At 72.9% G+C, this 18,299-nt stretch carries 14 protein-coding genes; 6 read left to right on the top strand and 8 right to left on the bottom strand.

Features of this window, described 5'->3' with window-relative positions; genetic code table 11:
* The first annotated feature begins 6 nt into the window (after window positions 1-6).
* Complete coding sequence (locus AC07AW_RS31055) at window positions 7-1,251, top strand: NAD(P)/FAD-dependent oxidoreductase (RefSeq protein ID WP_478818782.1); 1,245 nt, start codon at window positions 7-9, stop codon at window positions 1,249-1,251.
* 68 nt (window positions 1,252-1,319) lie between these two features.
* Here AC07AW_RS31055 and AC07AW_RS31050 read toward each other — a convergent pair whose 3' ends face one another.
* The 4 genes from AC07AW_RS31050 to AC07AW_RS31035 all read right to left on the bottom strand — a co-directional run bounded on the left by AC07AW_RS31050 (window position 1,320) and on the right by AC07AW_RS31035 (window position 6,734).
* A complete protein-coding gene (locus AC07AW_RS31050; protein ID WP_478818932.1) occupies window positions 1,320-2,219 on the bottom strand; it encodes an ornithine cyclodeaminase family protein in 900 nt (299 codons plus the stop codon).
* Window positions 2,220-2,266: 47 nt separating this feature from the next.
* Window positions 2,267-3,226 (bottom strand): proline racemase family protein, encoded by a 960-nt coding sequence (locus AC07AW_RS31045; RefSeq protein WP_478818781.1) that lies wholly within the window; start codon window positions 3,224-3,226, stop codon window positions 2,267-2,269.
* An 86-nt stretch (window positions 3,227-3,312) separates the two neighbouring features.
* The gene (locus tag AC07AW_RS31040; protein ID WP_478818780.1) at window positions 3,313-5,661 is read right to left on the bottom strand and encodes a collagenase; all 2,349 of its coding nucleotides are present in this window, start codon (window positions 5,659-5,661) and stop codon (window positions 3,313-3,315) included.
* 221 nt (window positions 5,662-5,882) lie between these two features.
* A complete protein-coding gene (locus AC07AW_RS31035) occupies window positions 5,883-6,734 on the bottom strand; it encodes a tetratricopeptide repeat protein (protein WP_478818779.1) in 852 nt (283 codons plus the stop codon).
* Between the two features lie 213 nt (window positions 6,735-6,947).
* On the opposite strand from AC07AW_RS31035, the gene AC07AW_RS31030 reads away from it, so the two are divergent.
* Window positions 6,948-7,652, top strand: a complete 705-nt coding sequence (locus AC07AW_RS31030; protein ID WP_478818778.1) for an esterase/lipase family protein — start codon at window positions 6,948-6,950, stop codon at window positions 7,650-7,652.
* A 9-nt stretch (window positions 7,653-7,661) separates the two neighbouring features.
* Here AC07AW_RS31030 and AC07AW_RS31025 read toward each other — a convergent pair whose 3' ends face one another.
* The gene (locus AC07AW_RS31025) at window positions 7,662-8,723 is read right to left on the bottom strand and encodes a C45 family autoproteolytic acyltransferase/hydolase (protein ID WP_478818777.1); all 1,062 of its coding nucleotides are present in this window, start codon (window positions 8,721-8,723) and stop codon (window positions 7,662-7,664) included.
* A gap of 128 nt (window positions 8,724-8,851) precedes the next feature.
* Between AC07AW_RS31025 and AC07AW_RS31020 the strand changes: the two genes are divergently transcribed.
* Window positions 8,852-9,865, top strand: coding sequence for a LacI family DNA-binding transcriptional regulator (locus AC07AW_RS31020; RefSeq protein ID WP_478818776.1), 1,014 nt, complete (start codon window positions 8,852-8,854; stop codon window positions 9,863-9,865).
* Between the two features lies 1 nt (window position 9,866).
* Here the strand turns inward: AC07AW_RS31020 and AC07AW_RS31015 are convergent, their stop codons facing one another.
* From AC07AW_RS31015 to AC07AW_RS31005, 3 genes are read right to left on the bottom strand one after another with little or no spacing between them, the layout of a single operon-like run.
* Window positions 9,867-11,507 (bottom strand): FAD-dependent oxidoreductase, encoded by a 1,641-nt coding sequence (locus tag AC07AW_RS31015; RefSeq protein ID WP_478818775.1) that lies wholly within the window; start codon window positions 11,505-11,507, stop codon window positions 9,867-9,869.
* A 31-nt stretch (window positions 11,508-11,538) separates the two neighbouring features.
* Window positions 11,539-12,498: an AurF N-oxygenase family protein gene (locus AC07AW_RS31010; RefSeq protein ID WP_478818774.1), complete on the bottom strand. Its 960-nt coding sequence runs from the start codon at window positions 12,496-12,498 to the stop codon at window positions 11,539-11,541.
* A complete protein-coding gene (locus AC07AW_RS31005; RefSeq protein WP_478818773.1) occupies window positions 12,495-13,979 on the bottom strand; it encodes a flavin-containing monooxygenase in 1,485 nt (494 codons plus the stop codon). Before AC07AW_RS31005 ends, AC07AW_RS31010 begins: the two co-directional genes overlap by 4 nt.
* Window positions 13,980-14,129: 150 nt before the next feature.
* On the opposite strand from AC07AW_RS31005, the gene AC07AW_RS31000 reads away from it, so the two are divergent.
* From AC07AW_RS31000 to AC07AW_RS30990, 3 genes are all read left to right on the top strand, one after another.
* Window positions 14,130-14,810 carry a TetR/AcrR family transcriptional regulator gene (locus AC07AW_RS31000; protein WP_478818772.1) on the top strand — a complete coding sequence of 227 codons (681 nt, stop codon included), beginning with the start codon at window positions 14,130-14,132 and terminating at the stop codon, window positions 14,808-14,810.
* A gap of 101 nt (window positions 14,811-14,911) precedes the next feature.
* Window positions 14,912-17,110 carry an MMPL family transporter gene (locus AC07AW_RS30995; RefSeq protein WP_478818771.1) on the top strand — a complete coding sequence of 733 codons (2,199 nt, stop codon included), beginning with the start codon at window positions 14,912-14,914 and terminating at the stop codon, window positions 17,108-17,110.
* 4 nt (window positions 17,111-17,114) lie between these two features.
* Window positions 17,115-18,299, top strand: a complete 1,185-nt coding sequence (locus AC07AW_RS30990) for a sensor histidine kinase (RefSeq protein WP_478818770.1) — start codon at window positions 17,115-17,117, stop codon at window positions 18,297-18,299.

Raw genomic sequence — 18,299 nt, 5'->3', positions numbered from 1 at the left:
CAGAGCATGACCAATCCCGAGAACGCGGGGCCCGACTACGACGTCGTCATCAGCGGAGCGAGCCTCGCCGGCTGCACCGCGGCGGTCCTGCTCGCCCGGCGGGGTGCACGTGTCGCACTGCTCGAACGCCGCTCGCGCCCCGCGGCGTACAAGGCGCTGTGCACCCACTCCATCACCGCCAACGCCACCCCGGTGCTTGAGGAGCTCGGTCTCCTACCTGCTCTCGAGAAGGCGGGGGCCGTGCGCAACGAGGCCCGCTGGTACACCCGTTGGGGGTGGATCGAGCCGAGTGCCGCGCCCGGCCCCGAGCTGCCGTACGGCTTCAACGTCCGGCGCAGCACCCTCGACCCGCTGATCAGGTCCCGTGCGGCCGAGACCCCCGGCGTCGACGTACTCCTCGGCCACCAGGTGACCGGGCTGATCCGGGAAGCCGGGCGCACGGTGGGGGTGCGTGCGTCGACGCCCGAGGGAGAGCGCGAGATCCGGGCCCGCCTGGTGGTGGGCGCCGACGGCAAGGAGTCGGCCGTGGCCGGGTTCGCCGGGGTGCCCACCCGGCGGCACGAGAACGCGCGCTTCGGCTATCTCGCGCACTTCCGGAACCTGCCTCTGCGCGACGGGATCAGCCACGCCTGGTTCCTGGTGCCCGACATGGCGTACGCGTTCCCGAACGACGACGGGGTGACGGTCGTCGCGGTGCTCCCCGAGAAGAAGCGGCTTCCGGCGTTCCGGGAGGATCTGGAGGGCAGCTTCCTGGAGTTCGTCCGCTCCCTGCCCGACGCGCCGGCCATCGACGCCGCCGAGCGGGTCACGAAGATCACCGGCACGGTCGACTACCCGCTCCACACCCGCAGGGCGAGCGCGCCGGGCCTCGCGCTCATCGGCGACGCGGCGCTGACCGGCGATCCGCTGTGGGGCGTGGGATGCGGATGGGCGCTGACGTCCGCGCAGTGGCTGACGGAGGCGGTCGCCCCGGCCCTGACCGGTTCGGGCGACCTCGACAAGGCGCTCGCGACGTACGCGCGCAGGCACCGGCGCCGGCTCGGCGGGCACCAGTTCCTGGCGGCCGACTTCGCCAAGGGCCGGCCGTTCAACCCCATGGAGCGGCTGATGTTCTCGGCGGCCGCGCGCGACGGTGCCCTGGCGCGGCACATGCACATGTTCGCCTCCCGGCTCATCGGTCCGCTGCGCTTCCTGAACCCCGTGGCGGTGGCGAGGGCGGCGGTCGTGAACCTCCGCCATCGCGGGGCGTGACCGGTTTTCGCACCCGGGCAGGCCGACGCCGGCACCGCGTCACATGAGCGGTGCCGGCGTCGGTGTGTTCAGGCGGCCTCGCGGGCCGCGCGGTACAGGGCGCCGGCGACGGCGAGGTCCTCCCAGGCCATGCCCACGCTCTTGAAGAGCCGCGGACGCCCGGAGGGGACCCGGCCGTGCACCAGGTCGGCGAGGGTGCCCGCGACGTGGTCCGCGCCGATCGCCCCCTCGGCCATCGGGACGAGCAGGTCGCCGGCCTCGCGGAGCGCCGCCGAGCGCGCCTCGACGTACACCTCGGCGCGGGCCACCAGGGCGGTGTCGGTCTCCCGGGCCGCCGGTTCGTGCGAGCCGACCGCGACGACGGTGGCGCCGGGGGCGACCAGCGTGCCGTCGAAGAGGGGTTCGCGGGCCGTGGTGCAGCAGACGACGAGGTCGGCCCCGGCCACGTCGTCAGGTGTGCCGGCGCGGGCGGGCACGTCGAGCGTCCGCGCGTATCCGGCGAGGGCTCGTGCGGCGACCGGGTTGCGCCCGACGACGACGGCCTCGGCGATCTCGCGGACGGCGAGGACGGCTTCCAGGTGACCGTACGCCTGGGGCCCGGTGCCGAAGAGCACGAGGCGCAGGGGCCGGTCGTCCGGTGTCAGACGGCGTACGGCGAGCGCCGAGACGGCCGGGGTGCGCAGCTCGGTGAGGGCCGCGCCGTCGAGCAGGGCGAGCGGCTGGAGGCAGGCTCCGTCGAGGAGCAGGTAGGAGCCGGTGATGCGGGGCAGACCGCGGGCCGGGTTGCCGGGGGCCACGCCCGCGATCTTCACGCCGGCGTACGTGTGGTCGGCTGCGGGCATGAGGAGGAGTTCGCCGGCCGGGACGGGGACGGCGGTGCGGGGCGGGGCGGTCTCGGGGTCGATTCCGGCGCGCAGGACCTCCGCGAGGACGTCAGCGGTCGCCGCCGGGGTCAGCAGGCGGGTCATGGCCGGGGCGTCGATGTGGAGGAGGCCGGTCCTGGCCGTCGTGGTGGTCACAGGAGGAATCCTGTCCCCAGCTCGTCGTGGGGGTCGAGGACGAAGGTGTGGGTGCCGGTGCGGTGCGTGGCTCCGGTGACCTCGGTGATGCCGCCGGGCAGCAGTCGGCCGGTGAACACGGTGTCGGCCACGGACTCGTGCGTGAGGGTGTCCCCGGGGGCGAGGCGCCCGTCCTCGCCGAGCAGGGCGAGGCGTGCGGAGGTGCCGGAGCCGCAGGGCGAGCGGTCGATCTGTCCGTCGGCGAAGACGGTGACGTTGCGCTGGTGGGGTCCGCCGGGGGTGTCGGGCAGCTCCTCGTACAGGATGACGCCGTACACGTCGTGTTCGGGGAGGGCGGCGCGGATCTCGCGTCCGGCCCGGACGAGCGCGGGCAGGGAGGCGCGGGTGGTGTCGAGGCCGAGGGCGCGCGCGGGGACGGAGGCGTAGCAGGCCCCGGAGTCGGCGAGGTCGACCTCGACGGTGCCGCTCGCGATGGTCACGGGGACCTTGCGCGCGAGGACGCGCGTCGGCACGTTGCGGAAGGTGACGCCGGTGGTGCGGCCGCCCGCGCGGTGCACGGTCGCGGTGACGCGTCCGGAGGGCACGTCGATGCGGACGGGGACGTCGCCGTCGTCGGGTGCGGGGACGCGTCCGGTGTCGACGGCCCAGGCGCCGAGCGCCATCGTGCCGTGGCCGCAGGCGGTGGAGTAGCCGTCCTTGTGCCAGAAGAGCACGCCGAAATGGGCGCCGTCGTCGTCGGGCGGGACGATGAATCCGCCGTACATGCCGGAGTGTCCGCGCGGTTCCCGGACCAGGAGGCGGCGCAGCTCGTCGAGCGGTCCGAGCCGGAGCGCGAGGGCGCGGCGCTCGGCGACGGTGTCGCCGGGGACGGGCGGCAGGTCCTGGTCGACGATCCTGAAGGGTTCGCCTGCGGTGTGGTAGTCGGTGGTGCGGACCGAGTGCGGGGTGGTGCTCACGAAGTACGGCCTCCGGAAGAAGAGTTGCGGTGCCGGGCCGGCCCCTCCCCCCGTGGAAGGACCGGCCCGGACGATGTGCGGTGCGGTCAGCTGCGGAGGGGGCCCTCGCAGCTGTAGCTCGACGTGCCCGCGACCTTGGTGGACCAGATCTCGACGGGTCCGAAGCTGCAGTTCATGTCGGCCAGGTTGTTCGACGCGGCGCCGGCGCGGTCGAGGATGAAGTAGTCGACGGTCTCGGACATGTCCTTGAAGACCTGGTCGGCGCTGCCGGAGTTGGACAGGTTGGCGGTGATCCGCCCGGTGCAGAGGAAGCGGCGCTTGCCGGGCTCGCCGTTCTCCACGCAGTCGGGGTTGCTGGAGGTGGCGCTGTAGAAGGTGGACTTCACGGACGCGAGGTCCGCGTCGCGCAGCTGGGCGTTGGGCGTGTACGTGGTGTTCGGGACGTAAAGCTGGTCGACCTTGGCGATCTGGGCGTCGAGGAAGCGGTCGTAGGCGCTCTGGAGGTTGGCGTCGGAGCCCATCCGGTTGCGCCAGGCGTCGTACGCCGCGACGTCGTTGGCCCGCAGGTGGGTGTACATCTCGCGGAGCAGGGAGGGGTGCTCGGTCCAGAGGAACTCGAAGAACGTGCCCGCGTAGTTGTAGAAGCGGAAGCCGTCGCCGTCGTAGGTGGCGTGGAGGAGCTGCTGGACGCTCATCCGGGGGCCGCCGCCGGCGGTGTCGTTGATGATGCCGCGGACTAGGGACTTGCGGACGGCGATGCCGTTGTCGCGGGTGGCTCCGTCGAAGAACTCGGCGGTGCCCTCGTCCATGGCGGTGGTGCGGTCGCCCTGGTACCAGGGGCCCTCGCCGAAGAAGCCGGGGACGGCCCAGCGGCCGTTGAGGTAGTGGGTGTACTCGTGGCGGAAGAGCTCCTCCAGCGTCAGCGAGGAGTCCTGGGGGACGCGCCGCTGGTACGTGTAGAAGGTGGCGCCGCGCTCGATGTAGATGCCGCCGTTGTTGGTGCCCATGCCGGTGAGGATGGGGTGGTAGTTCTCGTAGTCCGCGCGGGAGGCGTAGAGCACGATGTTCAGGGTGGTGTTGTTGTCGCCCGCGAGCGGCTGCTCGGTGCCGAGCACGCGGTGGTACTGCGCCTTGACCTGCTTGCTCGCGTAGTAGAGCTGGTCGACGGTGGCCCGGTCGAGGGCGGTGCGGACCTTGATGGCGCCGTTGTCGTAGGTGTACGTGTACGGGAAGAGCTGCTTCTCGATGTCCTCCTTGCACACGCCGTACGGCTTGCAGGCCTCGTAGAAGTTGAGCCACGAGACCACCTTGGCCCACTGCTCGCTGCCGCGGCCGAAGGTGTCGACGACGGTGGTGAGCGCGGTGCCGAGATCGGCGACGACGCCGTCCCTGAGTCCGTCGACCTGGCCGAAGCGTCCGTACTCGCCGATGGCGTCACGGGCGACCCAGGCGTTGACGGTGCCCTTCAGGTGGCCGTAGCCGGCGAAGGCCTTGAAGGTCGCGCGGTAGGCCGGGTCCGCGGCGACGGCCGCGTGGAAGGCGCTGTCCTGGTTGCCCGGGTAGACGCCGAGGTAGTTGACGGAGAGGCCGGCGAGCGCGGCACCGGCCCAGGCCGGGTCGAGGTTCGTGGCGGTGTGCGAGGGGTCCATGGTCGCCAGGACCCGCTTGATCAGGGCGAGTTGGTACTGACGCAGACCGGGCGCGCTGGCCGCGTAGAGGGCTTCGCGGAGGGTGTTCGCGTTGCTCTTCGTGACGTCGAAGGTGCGGGCGGCGGCGCCGAAGTCGGCGACGGCCTGCCGGATCGCGTTCACGGTGGGCGCGTCGGTGGTGTCGATCTCGTCGCGCGAGTAGTCGTGGTAGGCGACGGCGTGCAGGTACGTGAACATCTCCTCCAGGTGGGAGGAGTTCCGTCCGTCGTGGGAGGCGGACAGGCTCGATATGCGGCGGGCGACGGCCTGGACGTGGGCGTCGGACATCACGGGGGCGAGCCGGGCGTCCCAGGTCCATATGAGGCCGCGCAGACAGCCGTCGGCGGTGACCGCGGGGTCGGCGAGGAAGTCGGCGAACTGCTCCGGGGCGAGGCCGGTGATCCCGTCGAGGGTGCAGGGGACGCCGGTGGTCGTGGTGGAGGCCGCCGCGAACGACCGCGCGGTCGTGGCGACCGGGGCCCGGCCGGGCACGCGGCCCGTGGCGTGGCCGCCGGGGGCGGGGGCCGGTCCGAAGGTGGTGCGCGGGGCGGAGGCCCGGTGCTCGACCTCGTCGAAGGGGTTGGCTCCCGGCTGCGCCTGCGGGGCCGGCGCGCCGAGCGCGGGGGCCGGGGCGGGCTGGTCGTCCGTGCTCGCCGCGGAGGCACCGGCCTGCCCGACGGAGGCGAGGAGGGTGACCGCGATGGCGGAGGCGAGCAGGGACGAGCGCACACGTCTGTGGAGGGACAACAGAACTCCTGCTGGTGAGGGGGGTTGCTGCGGGGATGGGTTCGCGCACTGGTCAGGTGCGCGAACTGGTCGCTTTCGCACGGCGTATGACGGACGTTCATCAGACCGTGTGCGCTGTAACATAGTAATGTGAAATTGCACTGACAACCCCTGTGACGGCATCACTTCCCCGGCGGCGCCGGCAGACCTCCCCCGAAGCGGGTCAATCCGTCACACAGGCCTCAGGATTCGGCGGCCTTCCGGCGCCACGCCCGCGCCTGACGGGCGTGGCCCTGCGCTTCCGAGAGCCGGGCCAGCTGCGTCATCGCCCCGACGTGCCCCGCCTTCGCGGCCTTCTCGTACCAGCCCTGCGCCGCGTACAGATCGCCGCTCAATTCCCTGGACCGCCCGAGCGCGAAGTACGCGTCGACGTCCCCCTTCCGGGCGCGCGCGGTCAGCCAGTTCTCGAGCTCGCCGAGCATCTCGGCGTCGGTGAGCAACGCCGAGAGCAGGCGGCCGCCCTCGTCGTCACCGGCCGCCAGAGACTTGCGGTACCAGGCCTTCGCCGCCTCCCGGTCCCCGCTGTCCTGCGCGAGGATCCCGAGGGTGTTCATCGCGGCGGTGCTTCCCCCGGCCGCCGCCCGGCGGGCCCACCGCTCGGCCTCGACGCGCTCGCCCCGCTCGTACAGCAGCGTCCCGAGGACGTACGCGGCATCGGCGAGGCCGGCTTCGGCGGCCCGCCGGTACCAGTCCTCGGCCTCGGACAGGTCACCCCGTTCACGGCTCAGGTCGCCGAGGACGGCCATCGCGTGCGGGTTGCCGCCCTCGGCCGAACGCCGGTACCAGAGAACGCCTTCGGCGTGCTCGCCCCGCCGCTTCAGGAGGTAGCCGACGATCTCCATCGCCCGCACATGTCCGGCCCCGGCCGCCGCCCGCAGCAACGGCTCCGCCTCGGCGTGCCGTTGCCACCCGTGCAGCAGCACGCCGAGGGTCACACCGGCCTCGGGGTGCCCTGCCGCGGCGGCCCGCCGCAGCCACCGCTCGCCGCCCTCCTGGTCGTCGTGCGTCCCGAGATGCAGGCCGTAGCGGAACATCGCCGTGACGTCCCCGGTCTCGGCGGCCTCGCGAAGACGAGCCGCCCCGTCACCACGCCCACCGCTTCCCCCACTCCCCCGCACGCGCGTCCCCCTTCGCGATCACCTGACGGACTCCGGGGCCGACGAGGCCGCGCAGGGGGCTGGTCATCCGCCCCCTCAGCCCCCACCATGCTCGTGACTACTCATGCGTAACTCATCCTAGGGGAAAGCGTGTTGAGACTCCGTGCCCGCACCGCGATTCCACTGCTCACGGTCGTCGCGTCGCTGCTGCTGCCGGCCGCGCCCGGCCACGCCGAGGCGTCCGCCGGCAGCGCGTCCGCCCGAACCCCCGTCGTGTTCGTCCACGGCTACAACGCCGACCCCGGCGTCTGGGGCGGGCTGCGCGCGGACTTCAAGGCCGACGGGTACACCGACGCGGAGCTGTTCTCCTTCGGCTACGACACGCACCGGTCCGTCAACGAGGTCCTGTCCGGCGAACTCGCCGCGTACGTCGAAGGCGTCAAGCGGCAGACCGGGTCGAGCCGGGTCGATCTCGTCGCCCACTCCTTCGGCAGCCTCGTCACCCGCTGGTACGTGAAGTTCGACGCCGCCGGCCAGTCCTCCGTCGCCCACTGGGCCTCCCTCGCCGGGCCCAACCACGGCACGAGCACGGCATGGGCCTGCGCGCTCTGGGACCAGGCCTGCCGCGACATGACCCCGGGTTCCTACGTCCAGAAGAAGCTCGCGGAGGGCGACGAGACGCCCGGGGCCGTGCGCTACGCGACCTGGTGGTCGAACTGCGACGAGGTCATCAACCCCGACAGCAGCGTGCCGCTGGCCGGCGCCGTCAACAACGGCGCCGGCTGTCTCGACCACAACGCACTCCTCGGCGACGACGCCGTCTCCCAAGGGGTCCGCGCCTTCCTTCACTCCTAGGAGGAAAGGTCAGAAGCGCGCGAGGCCCGTCGCCGGGGCCTCGTGCGGCGGGCCGGCCAGGTAGTCGATCGCGCAGCGGGTGACGTCGAGGCCGATGGTGAGCAGGGTGCCCCACTGCTCGTGCCGCGGCTTGTTCTCGTCGGGCCGCATGCAGACGACGGCGTCGGCCCCGCCGTCGCCGCAGAAGGCCCGCGCCCGCTCCGCGGGCGGGAGGCCCGGCATCGCGGCGCGCGCCTCGCGCAGGTGGGCAAGCCGCTCGGCCGTCATCGAGTCGGCCGGCCCGGTGTCCGCGGCCGCGAGTCCGGCGTCGAGGAAGTGGTTGGTGTGGAGCAGCCAGCCGTCCTCGGCCGCCGGGACCACCGCGAGGCCGGCAGGGGAAAGCTCCAGGCTCGCGGCGGCGGAGGTGGTGACCACGGTCAGCGAGGTGGACGCGCCGACGCGTGCCGTCGAGGCGATCTCGACGGCCCGGTCGAGGGTGTCCGCCTCGTCGAGGATGCGGCGGGCGACCGCGTGCACGGGCACGCCGCCGCTCGCGGAGTCGGACGCGTGGAACAGGATGTTGAAGTGCACGCCGAGCCCGGCGCTGTTCACGCCGATCTTGCCGGGGGCGCCGAACTCGGTGAAGAGCTTCACCGTGCGGCCCTCGCTCGGCGTCAGCTCGTGCAGCAGCGCGTCCGGGACGAGCAGGTCGTGCCAGTCCCAGGTCTGAACGGTCTGGGGCGCGGCCCCCACAGGTGCGAACACGGCGGTCGAGCACTCGCCCTTACCGGGCTGCGGGCAGCCGGCGAGGATCTCGGTGCGTGCGCCGACGGCGGCCACCGTCCACCGCTCGACGCCGGCCGCGTCGGCGCAGGCGTCGGACTCCTCGGCCAGGTGCGGCGCCCAGGCCCGCAGCGCCTCGTGGCTGCGCGTGGCGATGTCGCGGACCTGGTCGACGGGCATGCCGAGGACGGCGAAGTGCTCCCGGTAGAGCTCCGCGACGCGCCGGACCCGGTCGCCGAACCGGGTGCCGAGCAGGGTCCCGCGCTCGCGGGGGTCGGTCGTCGAGGTGGTGAGGGTGTGCAGTTCCACGCGCGTTCCTTCGAGGCTGGTGAGGTCGCATGCCAACGGGGCGGCGGGCATCAAGCTAGGAACGTAAAACGTTTTATGCAATGCTTCGGCCAGTATTCGGGAGTATTCGTTTCGGGACGGGCAGCGCGGTGGCACGGACACGGGGCATCACGATCAAGGACGTGGCGCGCAGGGCGGGGGTCTCCATCACCGCCGTCTCGCACGCGCTCAACGACAAGGGCACGCTCAGCGCGGCCACCCGCGCGCACATCCGGACCGTCGCCGACGAGATGGGGTACGAGGCGGACGCCCTGGCCCGCGGCCTGCGCCGCTCCACGATGGGGGCCGTCGGTCTGGTCCTGCGCTCGCTCGACGCCCTGGGCGACTACGCGCCGGCGGGCGTGGACGTCTTCGAGCGGTTCGTGGGCGCGGCCGCCTCACAGGCCCTGGCCCGCGGCCTCAGCCTCATGCTGGTGCCGGACCTGACCCGGGCGCCGGTCCCGCCGCTCGCCTTCTCCCTGGACGGCTACATCGTCACCAACCCGCACGTGGACGACCCGGTCGTCGCCCGCCTGGAGGAGCGCGGCATCCCGTACGTGACCTACGGCCGTCCGCCGGGCCGCCCGGACTTCACACACTGGGCCTCGGAGGACGACGAGGCCGCCGCCCGGCTGATCCTGGACCACCTGGCCGCCGCCGGGGCCCGCTCCGTCGCCTTCGTACGGGGCACCGACCCCAACGCGTGGAACCTCGAACACCAGGACATCTACCTCGGCTGGTGCGAGGAGCGCGGCAGCACGCCACGGCTCTACGAGCTCCCCGAGCGCGCGGGCGTCGAGGGCGGTGCGGCCCTCGCCGGCCGGATCGTCGACGACGGGCTGCCGGACGCCGTCTTCTGCCTCACCGGGCGGCACGCGGCCGGCGTGCAGCGGGGTCTCCTGGCGCGGGGCGTACGGGTGCCGGTCGACACCATGGTGGTCGCCGGATCCGATTCCGAGCACGCGCGCAACAGTCGCCCCGCCATCTCCGCCCTGGAGCTGAACCCGGTCGACAGCTCGGCGGCCCTCCTCGACATCCTCCAGTCCCTGATCGCCGGCCGCCCCACGGACTCCCCCCGCCTCACCCGGGCCCGCTTCCGCCCGAGGGCGTCGACCCGGCGGTAGTTCAGCGGGAGAACAGCCGGCCGGCGCGGATCGGAGGGCGACCGAAGCGGGCCGCGGCGAGCAGGGCCTCCCGGTCGAGGACCTTGACGCGGGGGCGGTCCTGGAGACGGCCCTCGGCGCGCTCCTTCTCGTCGATCGCCCGCCAGCCGTCGAGGTCGACGGCGTCCGGGTGCGCCCCGGGCGCCGGAGCACCGCCGGCGGGCGGGGTGAGCAGCCCGGCTTCGAGGTCGTCGAGCAGCGCGGAGACGGTCTCCTGGGCACAGGACTTGTTGGTGCCGATGAATCCGCTGGGGCCGCGTTTGATCCAGCCGGCCACGTACACGCCCGGCCGGACCCTGCCCCGGTCGTGGGGCACCGCGCCGGTGGTCTCGTCGAACGGGAGGCCCGGGACGGGCCGGGCGCGGTAGCCGATGGCGCGCAGGACGAGCGAGGCCTCGACGGTCTCGACGGTCCGGGTGTCGAGTGCGGTCCGGGTGTCGAGTGCGGTTCGGGTGTCGAGTGCGGTCCGTTCGACGGTCACGCCCGTCACCCGCTCGTCGCCGACGATCCGCACCGGCCTCGTCCGGAAGCGCAGGACGATACGGCGCCGCCCCGGTACGGGGGTTCGGGCGGCGAGCTGCGCGAGGACCTCGGTCTTGGGTGTGGCGTTCGCGGGCAGGTCCGCCGGCCAGTCCTCGACGAGGACGTCGAGGTCGTCGAGGGCGGCGAGGGCGAGCAGTTCGGGCAGGGTGAAGGCGGCCTCGGCGGGTCCGCGGCGGCCGAGGACGACGACCTCGCGGATGCGGCTCGTGCGCAGCGCGGCGAGCGCCCGGTCGGAGATGTCGGTGCGGGCCAGGGTGTCGGGGTCCGCGGTGAGGATCCGGGCCACGTCGAGGGCCACGTTGCCGTTGCCGATGACGACGGCCCGTTCGCCGTCCAGGGCGTAGGGGGTGGCGCTGTGGTCGGGGTGGCCGTTGTACCAGGCGACGAAGTCGGTGGCGGAGGCGCTGCCGGGCAGGTCCTCGCCGTCGATGCCGAGCCGCCGGTCCGTGGCCGCGCCGACGGCGTAGATCACGGCGTGGTGGTCGCGGAGCAGGTCCTCGTGGTGCAGGTCGCGGCCGATCTCCGTGTTGAGCCGGTACGAGAAGCCGGGCTGGCTCTCGACGGCCCGGAAGAGCCGGGCGACCTGCTGGGTGTCCTGGTGGTCGGGCGCGACTCCGGCGCGGGCCAGCCCGTAGGGGGTGGGCAGCCGGTCGTGGACGGTCACGGTGACACCCGGGTGCCGCAGGAGCTCGTCGGCGGCGAACAGGCCGGCCGGTCCGGCGCCGACGACGGCGACCCGCAACTCGGCGGCCGAGGTGCGGCGTTGCGGGGGCACGACGGCCATCGGTGTGCGGTCCTCGTGCGGATGCCCGTCGTAGTAGGCGCGGTTGAGTGCGAGGAACGGCAGCTCCGCGTCGCTGAGCCGGGTGTGCGGCTTGAGCGCGTCCACCGGGCAGGCGGTCGTGCAGGCGCCGCAGTCGACGCAGGTGCGGGGGTCGACGTACAGCATCTCGGTCTGCCCGAAGCCCGGTTCGCCGGGGGCGGGGTGGATGCAGTTGACCGGGCAGGCGAGGACGCAGGAGGCGTCGGCGCAGCACGACCGGGTGACGACGTAGGTCATGGTTCTCCGTTCCGGGGACCTGCGGGCTGCGTCAGGCGGCGTACGGGGCGGGCTCGCCGCGGTGGCGGGACGGACGGCCGTCGATGCGGAGCGCCTTCCACACCCGCCGCGAGGTCCTGTTCATCAGGCCGATGTCCTCGGCGAGCATCCGTACGTCGGAGAAGAGGTCGCGGAGCATCTTCTCGCCGTCGGGCGACTTCCAGAAGATGTCCTTGATCACCCAGTGGGGCACGCCGATCGCCTCGGCGGTCTTGCGGTCCGGGACCATGATGACGTCCCCGAGCACCCGCATGATCACCGGGAAGGCGACCGACAGCGCGCCCCTGCGGGCCCGGCCGTAGCCGGGGACCTTGACGCGCAGGAACTCGTGGGCGAAGGAGATGTGCCGGGCCTCCTCGGCGACGTGGATCTGCATGAGCCGGCGCATCAGGGGGTGCATGTCCTCGCCGCCGCGCAGGATCGCCTTCTGGAGGTGGTCGATGGGCTCCTCCCCGGCGAGGACGCCGGTGAAGAAGGACTCGGGGATCAGGGAGCCGGCGAGCGGCAGGAAGCGGCTGAGGACGCGGAAGGAGCGTCGCCCGCCGGGCACGTCGGCGCCCGCACGGTTCACGAACTCCTGGAACATCTGGGTGTGGTGGCACTCCTCCGTGACCTCGTGGGTGAGGTAGCGGAACTCCGGGTCCTGGTTGCGGAGCGAGAAGAGGTAGTCCATCACGCCGCGGATGAGGACGTTCTCGAACTGCATGCCCACCTTGACGATGTTGGCGTACCGCCACAGTCCGATGCGCGTGCGGACCTCCAGCGGCTGCTCCTGGTACCACGGGTGGCCGCCCAGGGGGTCGGCCGCGGGGAGGACCCATCGGGGGTCCTCCTGGTCGATGGCGAAGTCGGGGTGGTCCCAGTCGATGTCGGTGAACGCGTCGAAGTGGATGTGCACCGAGGCCTCGGACAGGGTCCGGAGCCGCTCGTGGTAGCTCTGCACGCTGGTCATCTTCGTCCTCCTTCGGTGGGCGCGTGGTCGAAGCGGAGCGCGGGGTCCTCGATCGGGGACCGTCGCAGGGCGCGGCGGTCGCGGTAGTAGTTGTTCCAGATCCGCCAGGGGTCGCGGGTGCCCTGGCGGGGCATGATCGCGTCGCCGCGGGTGATGTAGCCGGAGGTCAGCGACTCGCCCATGACGGAGACGGAGGAGCGGTCGGCCTCGTCGGCGACGGGGGTGACGGCGCTGAGCCCGTGCCGGTCCATGTGGGCGATGAGCCGGCTGACGTAGTCGGCGGCGAGGTCGGCCTTGAGCGTCCAGGAGGCGTTGGTGTAGCCGATGATCATCGCCAGGTTGGGGACGCCGTCCAGCATCACGCCCTTGTGGAGCAGGTGGTCGCGGGTGACGACGGGCTTGCCGTCGACGGCGAGTTCCATGCCGCCGGCGAGCTGCATGCGCAGGCCGGTGGCCGTGACGACGATGTCGGCGGGGATCTCCTCGCCGGACCTGACCCTGACGCCGGTCTCGGTGAACGTCTCGATGTGGTCGGTGACGACCGAGGCCCTGCCGCTCTTCAGCGTCGTGAAGAGGTCGCCGCCGGGGACGACGCAGAGCCGCTGGTCCCAGGGCTTGTACGCCGGGGTGAAGTGGCGCATGTCGACGCCCTTGCCGAGCCGGGCCCGTACCGCCCCGAGGAGCACCCTGCGCATGAGGCGGGGGGCCTTGCGGCACAGGGCGTACAGGCCGCGCTGCATCGCGATGTTGCGGGTCCGCCCGACCCGGTGGACGAGCGCGGCCGGGACGCGCAGCCTGCGCAGGAGGACGGAGAGGGGGTCGTCCGCGGGGAGCGCCAGGATGTACGTGGGCGAGCGCTGGACCATGGTGACGTGCGCGGCCTCGGGGGCCATCGCGGGGACGAGGGTGATGGCGGTGGCGCCGCTGCCGATGACGACGACGCGCTTGCCGGTGTGGTCGAGGTCCTGGGGCCAGTGCTGTGGGTGCACGAGGGTGCCCCGGTAGCGCTCCTCGCCGGGGAACTCCGGGCGGTGGCCGGCGTCGTAGTCGTAGTAGCCGGTGGCGCCGACGAGGAAGCGGGCGGTGAGGACCCGGGTCTCGCCGGTGGCCTCGTCGAGGGTCTCGACGGTCCAGCGGGCCTCCTCGCTCGACCAGTCGGCCCGGACGGCCCTGCGGCCGAAGCGGATGTGGTCGGTGACGCCGTGCTCCTCGGCGGTGGCCCGGATGTAGCGGCGGATGTCCGTGCCTCCGGCGAGGACCTGGGTGCCGCGCCAGGCGCGGAAGCCGTAGCCGAAGGTGTACATGTCCGAGTCCGAGCGGATGCCGGGGTAGCGGAACAGGTCCCAGGTGCCGCCGATCGCGGAGCGCCGCTCGATGATGGCGTACGTGGTTCCGGGGTTCCCGGTGAGCAGGTGGCAGGCGGCACTGATGCCGGAAAGACCCGCGCCGATGATCAGCACGTCGACGTGGTGGTTCTCCATGTCATCCCCTCTGCGGCCGGTGGTGGCGGTGCATTCTCCCCCGGGCCCTGGAATTTACCTGCGTCACCGCGTCCAGGGTACCGGCGGTAACGTGACGTGCGCCACCCCGGGCGCACCGCTCTTTCTTGATCGCCGGGTAGCATCCACGCCGTGGCCGAGGACAGACACACACGCAACGACGGGCGCCCCGACGGCCGCGACACACGCTGGACCGGCCACCGCGCCGAGCGCCGGGACCAGGTCCTCACCGCGGCCCTCGCCGTCATCGGGCGGGAAGGAACGACCGTCAGCGTGGCGGCGATCGGCGCCGAGGCCGGCATGCCCCGCTCCGTGGTGTACCGGATCTTCCGCAGCCGCGAGGACCTCGACGAGCAGATCCGCGCGCGGATCACCGACGAGCTGATGGCCGCCCTCGCCCCCGCCCTCGACCCCAAGGGCACCATCCGGGAGGCGATCGAGCTCGGCGCCGCCACCTACGTGGGCTGGGTGGCGCTCCACCCCCACCTCCACCGGTTCCTCGGCACCGGCTCGCCCGCCGTCACGGGCACCCGCACCGCCATCGCCCTCCACCTCGCGCGGCTTCTGGACTCGTACGCCGATCGGTTCCTCGACGGGGAACCGGCGCCCACCGGCTTCCACCTCAACCTGGCGTTCGGCATGGTGGGCCTGGTGGACGGCGTGGTGAACCAGTGGGCCGCCCACCCCGGGTCGGGGAGCTCCCTCGACGACCTGACCCTCTTCCTGAGCGACGCCCTCTGGGGCGTGCTCGCGAGTGCCACCGCGCGCCTGGGAATCAAGCTCGACCCCGACCAGCCGATCGGGCCGACCTGACCTGACCTGCGTCGACGGCCTCGTGTCCACCGACCGGTGGACACGAGGTTCCACCGGCCGAGCCTGTCGGCGCGACAGCCCCGCCGACGAGTCTGGGACGCATGACGAACCCGACCGTACGCATGGCCCGACTCAGCGCCCGTCGTCCCTGGCGCGCACTGGCCGGCTGGCTCCTCTTCGTGGCCCTCTGCCTGGGCACGGGCATCGCCCTCGGCTCCCACCCCGCGACCTCGGAGGACTTCCGCATCGGCGAGGCCGGCCGGGCCGAGGCCCTCGCCGCCGAGGGCGGTCTCCAGCAGAAACCCCTCGAACGCGTCCTCATCCGGGCCGCGCCCGGCACCGGCCCCCTGGACCGGGCCGAGGCCGAGGCCGCCGCCCGCGAGATCGGCGTCCGGATGCGGCGGTTGCCCGAGGTGCTGTCCGTGTCCGACCCGGTCGCCGACACCCGGCGCACCGCCCTGCGCGTCGACGTCACCATGAAGGGCGCAGAGTTCGACGGGAAGGAGCACGTCGACGCGCTGCTCGCGCAGACCGCCGAGGTCGGGGCGGCGCACCCGCGGCTGCTCGTCGAGGAGGTCGGCGGCCCCTCCGTCGGCAAGGGCGTCGACAAGCTCCGCGGCGACGACCTCGCCCGTACGGAGGTGATCGCACTGCCCGTCACCCTCGTCACCCTGCTGATCGTCTTCGGCTCCGTGGTGATGGCCGTCGTGCCGCTGCTGCTCGCGCTCTCCTCGATCGTGGCCGCCGTCGGCCTGTCGATGGTCGCCTCGCACGTCTTCCCCGACGCCGGCGTCGGCACCAACGTCATCCTCCTCATCGGGCTCGCCGTCGGCGTCGACTACACCCTCTTCCACCTGAAGCGGGAGCGCGAGGAACGGGCCCGGGCGGGCGGCGGACGCCTCACCACGGAGGCCGTCGTGGAGCTCGCCGCCGCCACCTCCGGCAGGGCCGTGGTGGTCTCCGGGCTCGCCGTGGCCGTCTCCAGCGCGACCCTGTACCTCGCGGACGACGTCATCTTCTCCTCCATCGCCACCGGAGCGGTCGTCGTCACCCTGGTCGCCGTCCTCAGCTCGCTGACCGTCCTGCCCGCCGTCCTCGCCCTCCTCGGCGGGCGCGCCGAACGCCGCAGGGCCCGCAAGAGGCCGGTGCCGGACCGCTCTTCGCGCACGCGCCGTGCCGGCGGGCGGATCACCGCCGCGGTCCTCCGTCCCGTCGCCGAGCACCCTGCCGTGACGCTCGTCGTCTCCACCCTCGCGCTCCTCGCGCTCGCCCTGCCGGTCCTGGGCATCCACATCACGGAGATGAGCCGCGAGACGCACTCCCGCGCCATCCCCGCCATGAGGACCTACGACCGTCTCATGGCCGCCTATCCCGAACTGAAGGCCATGCACCAGGTGGTCGTACGAGCCGACCCGGAACGGGCCGACGAGGTCGCCGCCGCCCTGCGGACGCTCGCGGACCGGGCGAGCGCCGAGGACCCGGCGATCGGCGGCACCCCCGTCCTGCGGACCTCGGCCGACCGTCGTACCACCCTCCTCGAGCTGGCCGTCCCCTGCTCCGTGAACAGTCCCGAGGCCCGGGCCTCGCTGGACCTGCTCCGCACCGACCTCGTGCCCGGGACCGTCGGCGCGCTCGCCGGCACCGAGGTCGCCGTCACCGGCGAGGTCGCCCGCTACGCCGACTACCCCGCCCACCAGAAGCGGAAGCTGCCGCTGATCGTCGGGGCGCTGCTTCTCGTCACCTTCGTGATGACGGTGTGGGCGTTCCGGTCCGTGGTCCTCGGTGCCGTCGGCGTCCTCCTCAACCTGCTCTCCGCGTTCGCCTCGCTCGGTGTCCTCGTCCTGGTCTTCCAGGGCGAATGGGCCGAAGCGTTCCTCGACTTCACCTCCACGGGCTCGATCGGCTCCCGGGTGCCCCTCTTCCTCTTCGTGATCCTCTTCGGCCTCTCCATGGACTACCAGGTGTTCGTGATCAGCCGGATCCGCGAGGCGCGCCTGAACGGACACCCCACGCGGCAGGCGGTCCTCCAGGGGCTCTCCTCCTCCGCCGGGGTCGTCACCAGCGCGGCCGTGGTGATGGTGACGGTGTTCGCGAGCTTCGCCGCGCTGCACCTCATCGAGATGAAGCAGATCGGCTTCAGCCTGGCGGTCGCGGTTCTCCTCGACGCCTTCGTGATCCGCGTCCTGGTGCTGCCCTCCCTGATGCTGCTGCTCGGCGAGGCGAACTGGTGGCCCACGCGCGCCGTACGCCGATCCGGAGAGCCCGAGCGGGCGGCGACCCCGACGGCATCCGTAGGCTGATCACATGACTGACGGGGTGTCTGACGGGACGTGCGACGGGACGGCGACCCCGGTGACGGAAAGACAGGCCCTCACCGCCCTCCGCCGCTGGTACACGGCCGCGTGGCTGCTCCTCGGCCTGGTCCCCTCGGTCATCGGCGCCGGCAACGACTCGGGGCCGGGGAAACGGGTCTCCCTGGCCCTGGTGGCGGCAGCCCTCGTGTACACGGCCGTCCACCGCGCCCGTCACCACGCGCCGGTCTACCTGGCGGCCCTGACCGTGGGGCTCGGCGTGATGGCGGCACTCCCCGGCGGCGGCGCGGCCCTGCTCATCGCCGCTCTCCCCCAGTTCTGGTTCCAGACCCGCGGCCCCCGTGCCGCCGTCCTGCTCAGCGGCTGCGCGGCGGCCGCCACGGCGGCCGGGAGCCTCTGGCGCGATTCGCCGGGGAACGCCGCCGCCGCCCTGACCGGGTACGCCGTGTCGGTGCTGGCGGGACTGCTGCTCCACCGGCTCGTCGCGGACGGCGAGGCGCGTGCCACCGCGCTCGCCACCGAACTCTCCCTCACCCAGGAACAGTTGGCGGACGCCCATCGCGCCCAGGGCGCGGCCGACGAGCGGGAGCGGATGGCGCGCGAGATCCACGACACCCTCGCCCAGGGCTTCGCCTCCATCATCGTCCTCGCCGAGGCCGCCCAGGCCGGCCTCGACCCGGACGCGGAGCACACGGCCCGGCAGCTGCGCTCCATCGAACGGACCGCCCGCGAGAACTTCACCGAGGCCCGGGTCCTGGTGGGCTCGGCCCCGCACGGCGGACTCACCCCCGGCTCGGTGGTGGCGACCCTGCGCCGCACCCTGGAGCGGTTCGCCCAGGACACGGGCATCACGGTCGACGCGGAGCTGGCCGAGGACGTCGACTGCGACCAGCAGACCCGGATCGCGCTGCTGCGCTGCACCCAGGAGTGCCTGGCCAACGTACGCAAGCACGCCGACGCGAGCACCGTCGGCGTGGTCCTCGCCCAGGGGCCGTACGCCATCGAGCTGGAGATCACCGACGACGGACGCGGATTCGTCGTCGAGGCCTCGCGCGGCTTCGGTCTCGACGGCATGCGCAAGCGGCTGGCCGAGCTCGACGGGGAACTGACGGTGACCAGCTCGGTCGGGGACGGCACCCGCGTCCTCGCGACCTTCCACACGAACGGACGGCCCTGA

The sequence above is a fragment of the Streptomyces sp. NPDC044003 genome (genome assembly GCF_056435185.1).
This window is presented reverse-complemented; position numbering and strand designations above follow the sequence as displayed.

Coding starts and splice junctions, on each gene's coding strand:
- AC07AW_RS31010 (WP_478818774.1), bottom strand. CDS start 12,498: ATGACCAGCGTGCAGAGCTACCACGAGCGGCTCCGGACCCTGTCCGAG.
- AC07AW_RS31035 (WP_478818779.1), bottom strand. CDS start 6,734: ATGTTCCGCTACGGCCTGCATCTCGGGACGCACGACGACCAGGAGGGC.
- AC07AW_RS31005 (WP_478818773.1), bottom strand. CDS start 13,979: ATGGAGAACCACCACGTCGACGTGCTGATCATCGGCGCGGGTCTTTCC.
- AC07AW_RS30995 (WP_478818771.1), top strand. CDS start 14,912: ATGACGAACCCGACCGTACGCATGGCCCGACTCAGCGCCCGTCGTCCC.
- AC07AW_RS31050 (WP_478818932.1), bottom strand. CDS start 2,219: ATGACCCGCCTGCTGACCCCGGCGGCGACCGCTGACGTCCTCGCGGAG.
- AC07AW_RS31015 (WP_478818775.1), bottom strand. CDS start 11,507: ATGACCTACGTCGTCACCCGGTCGTGCTGCGCCGACGCCTCCTGCGTC.
- AC07AW_RS31055 (WP_478818782.1), top strand. CDS start 7: ATGACCAATCCCGAGAACGCGGGGCCCGACTACGACGTCGTCATCAGC.
- AC07AW_RS30990 (WP_478818770.1), top strand. CDS start 17,115: ATGACTGACGGGGTGTCTGACGGGACGTGCGACGGGACGGCGACCCCG.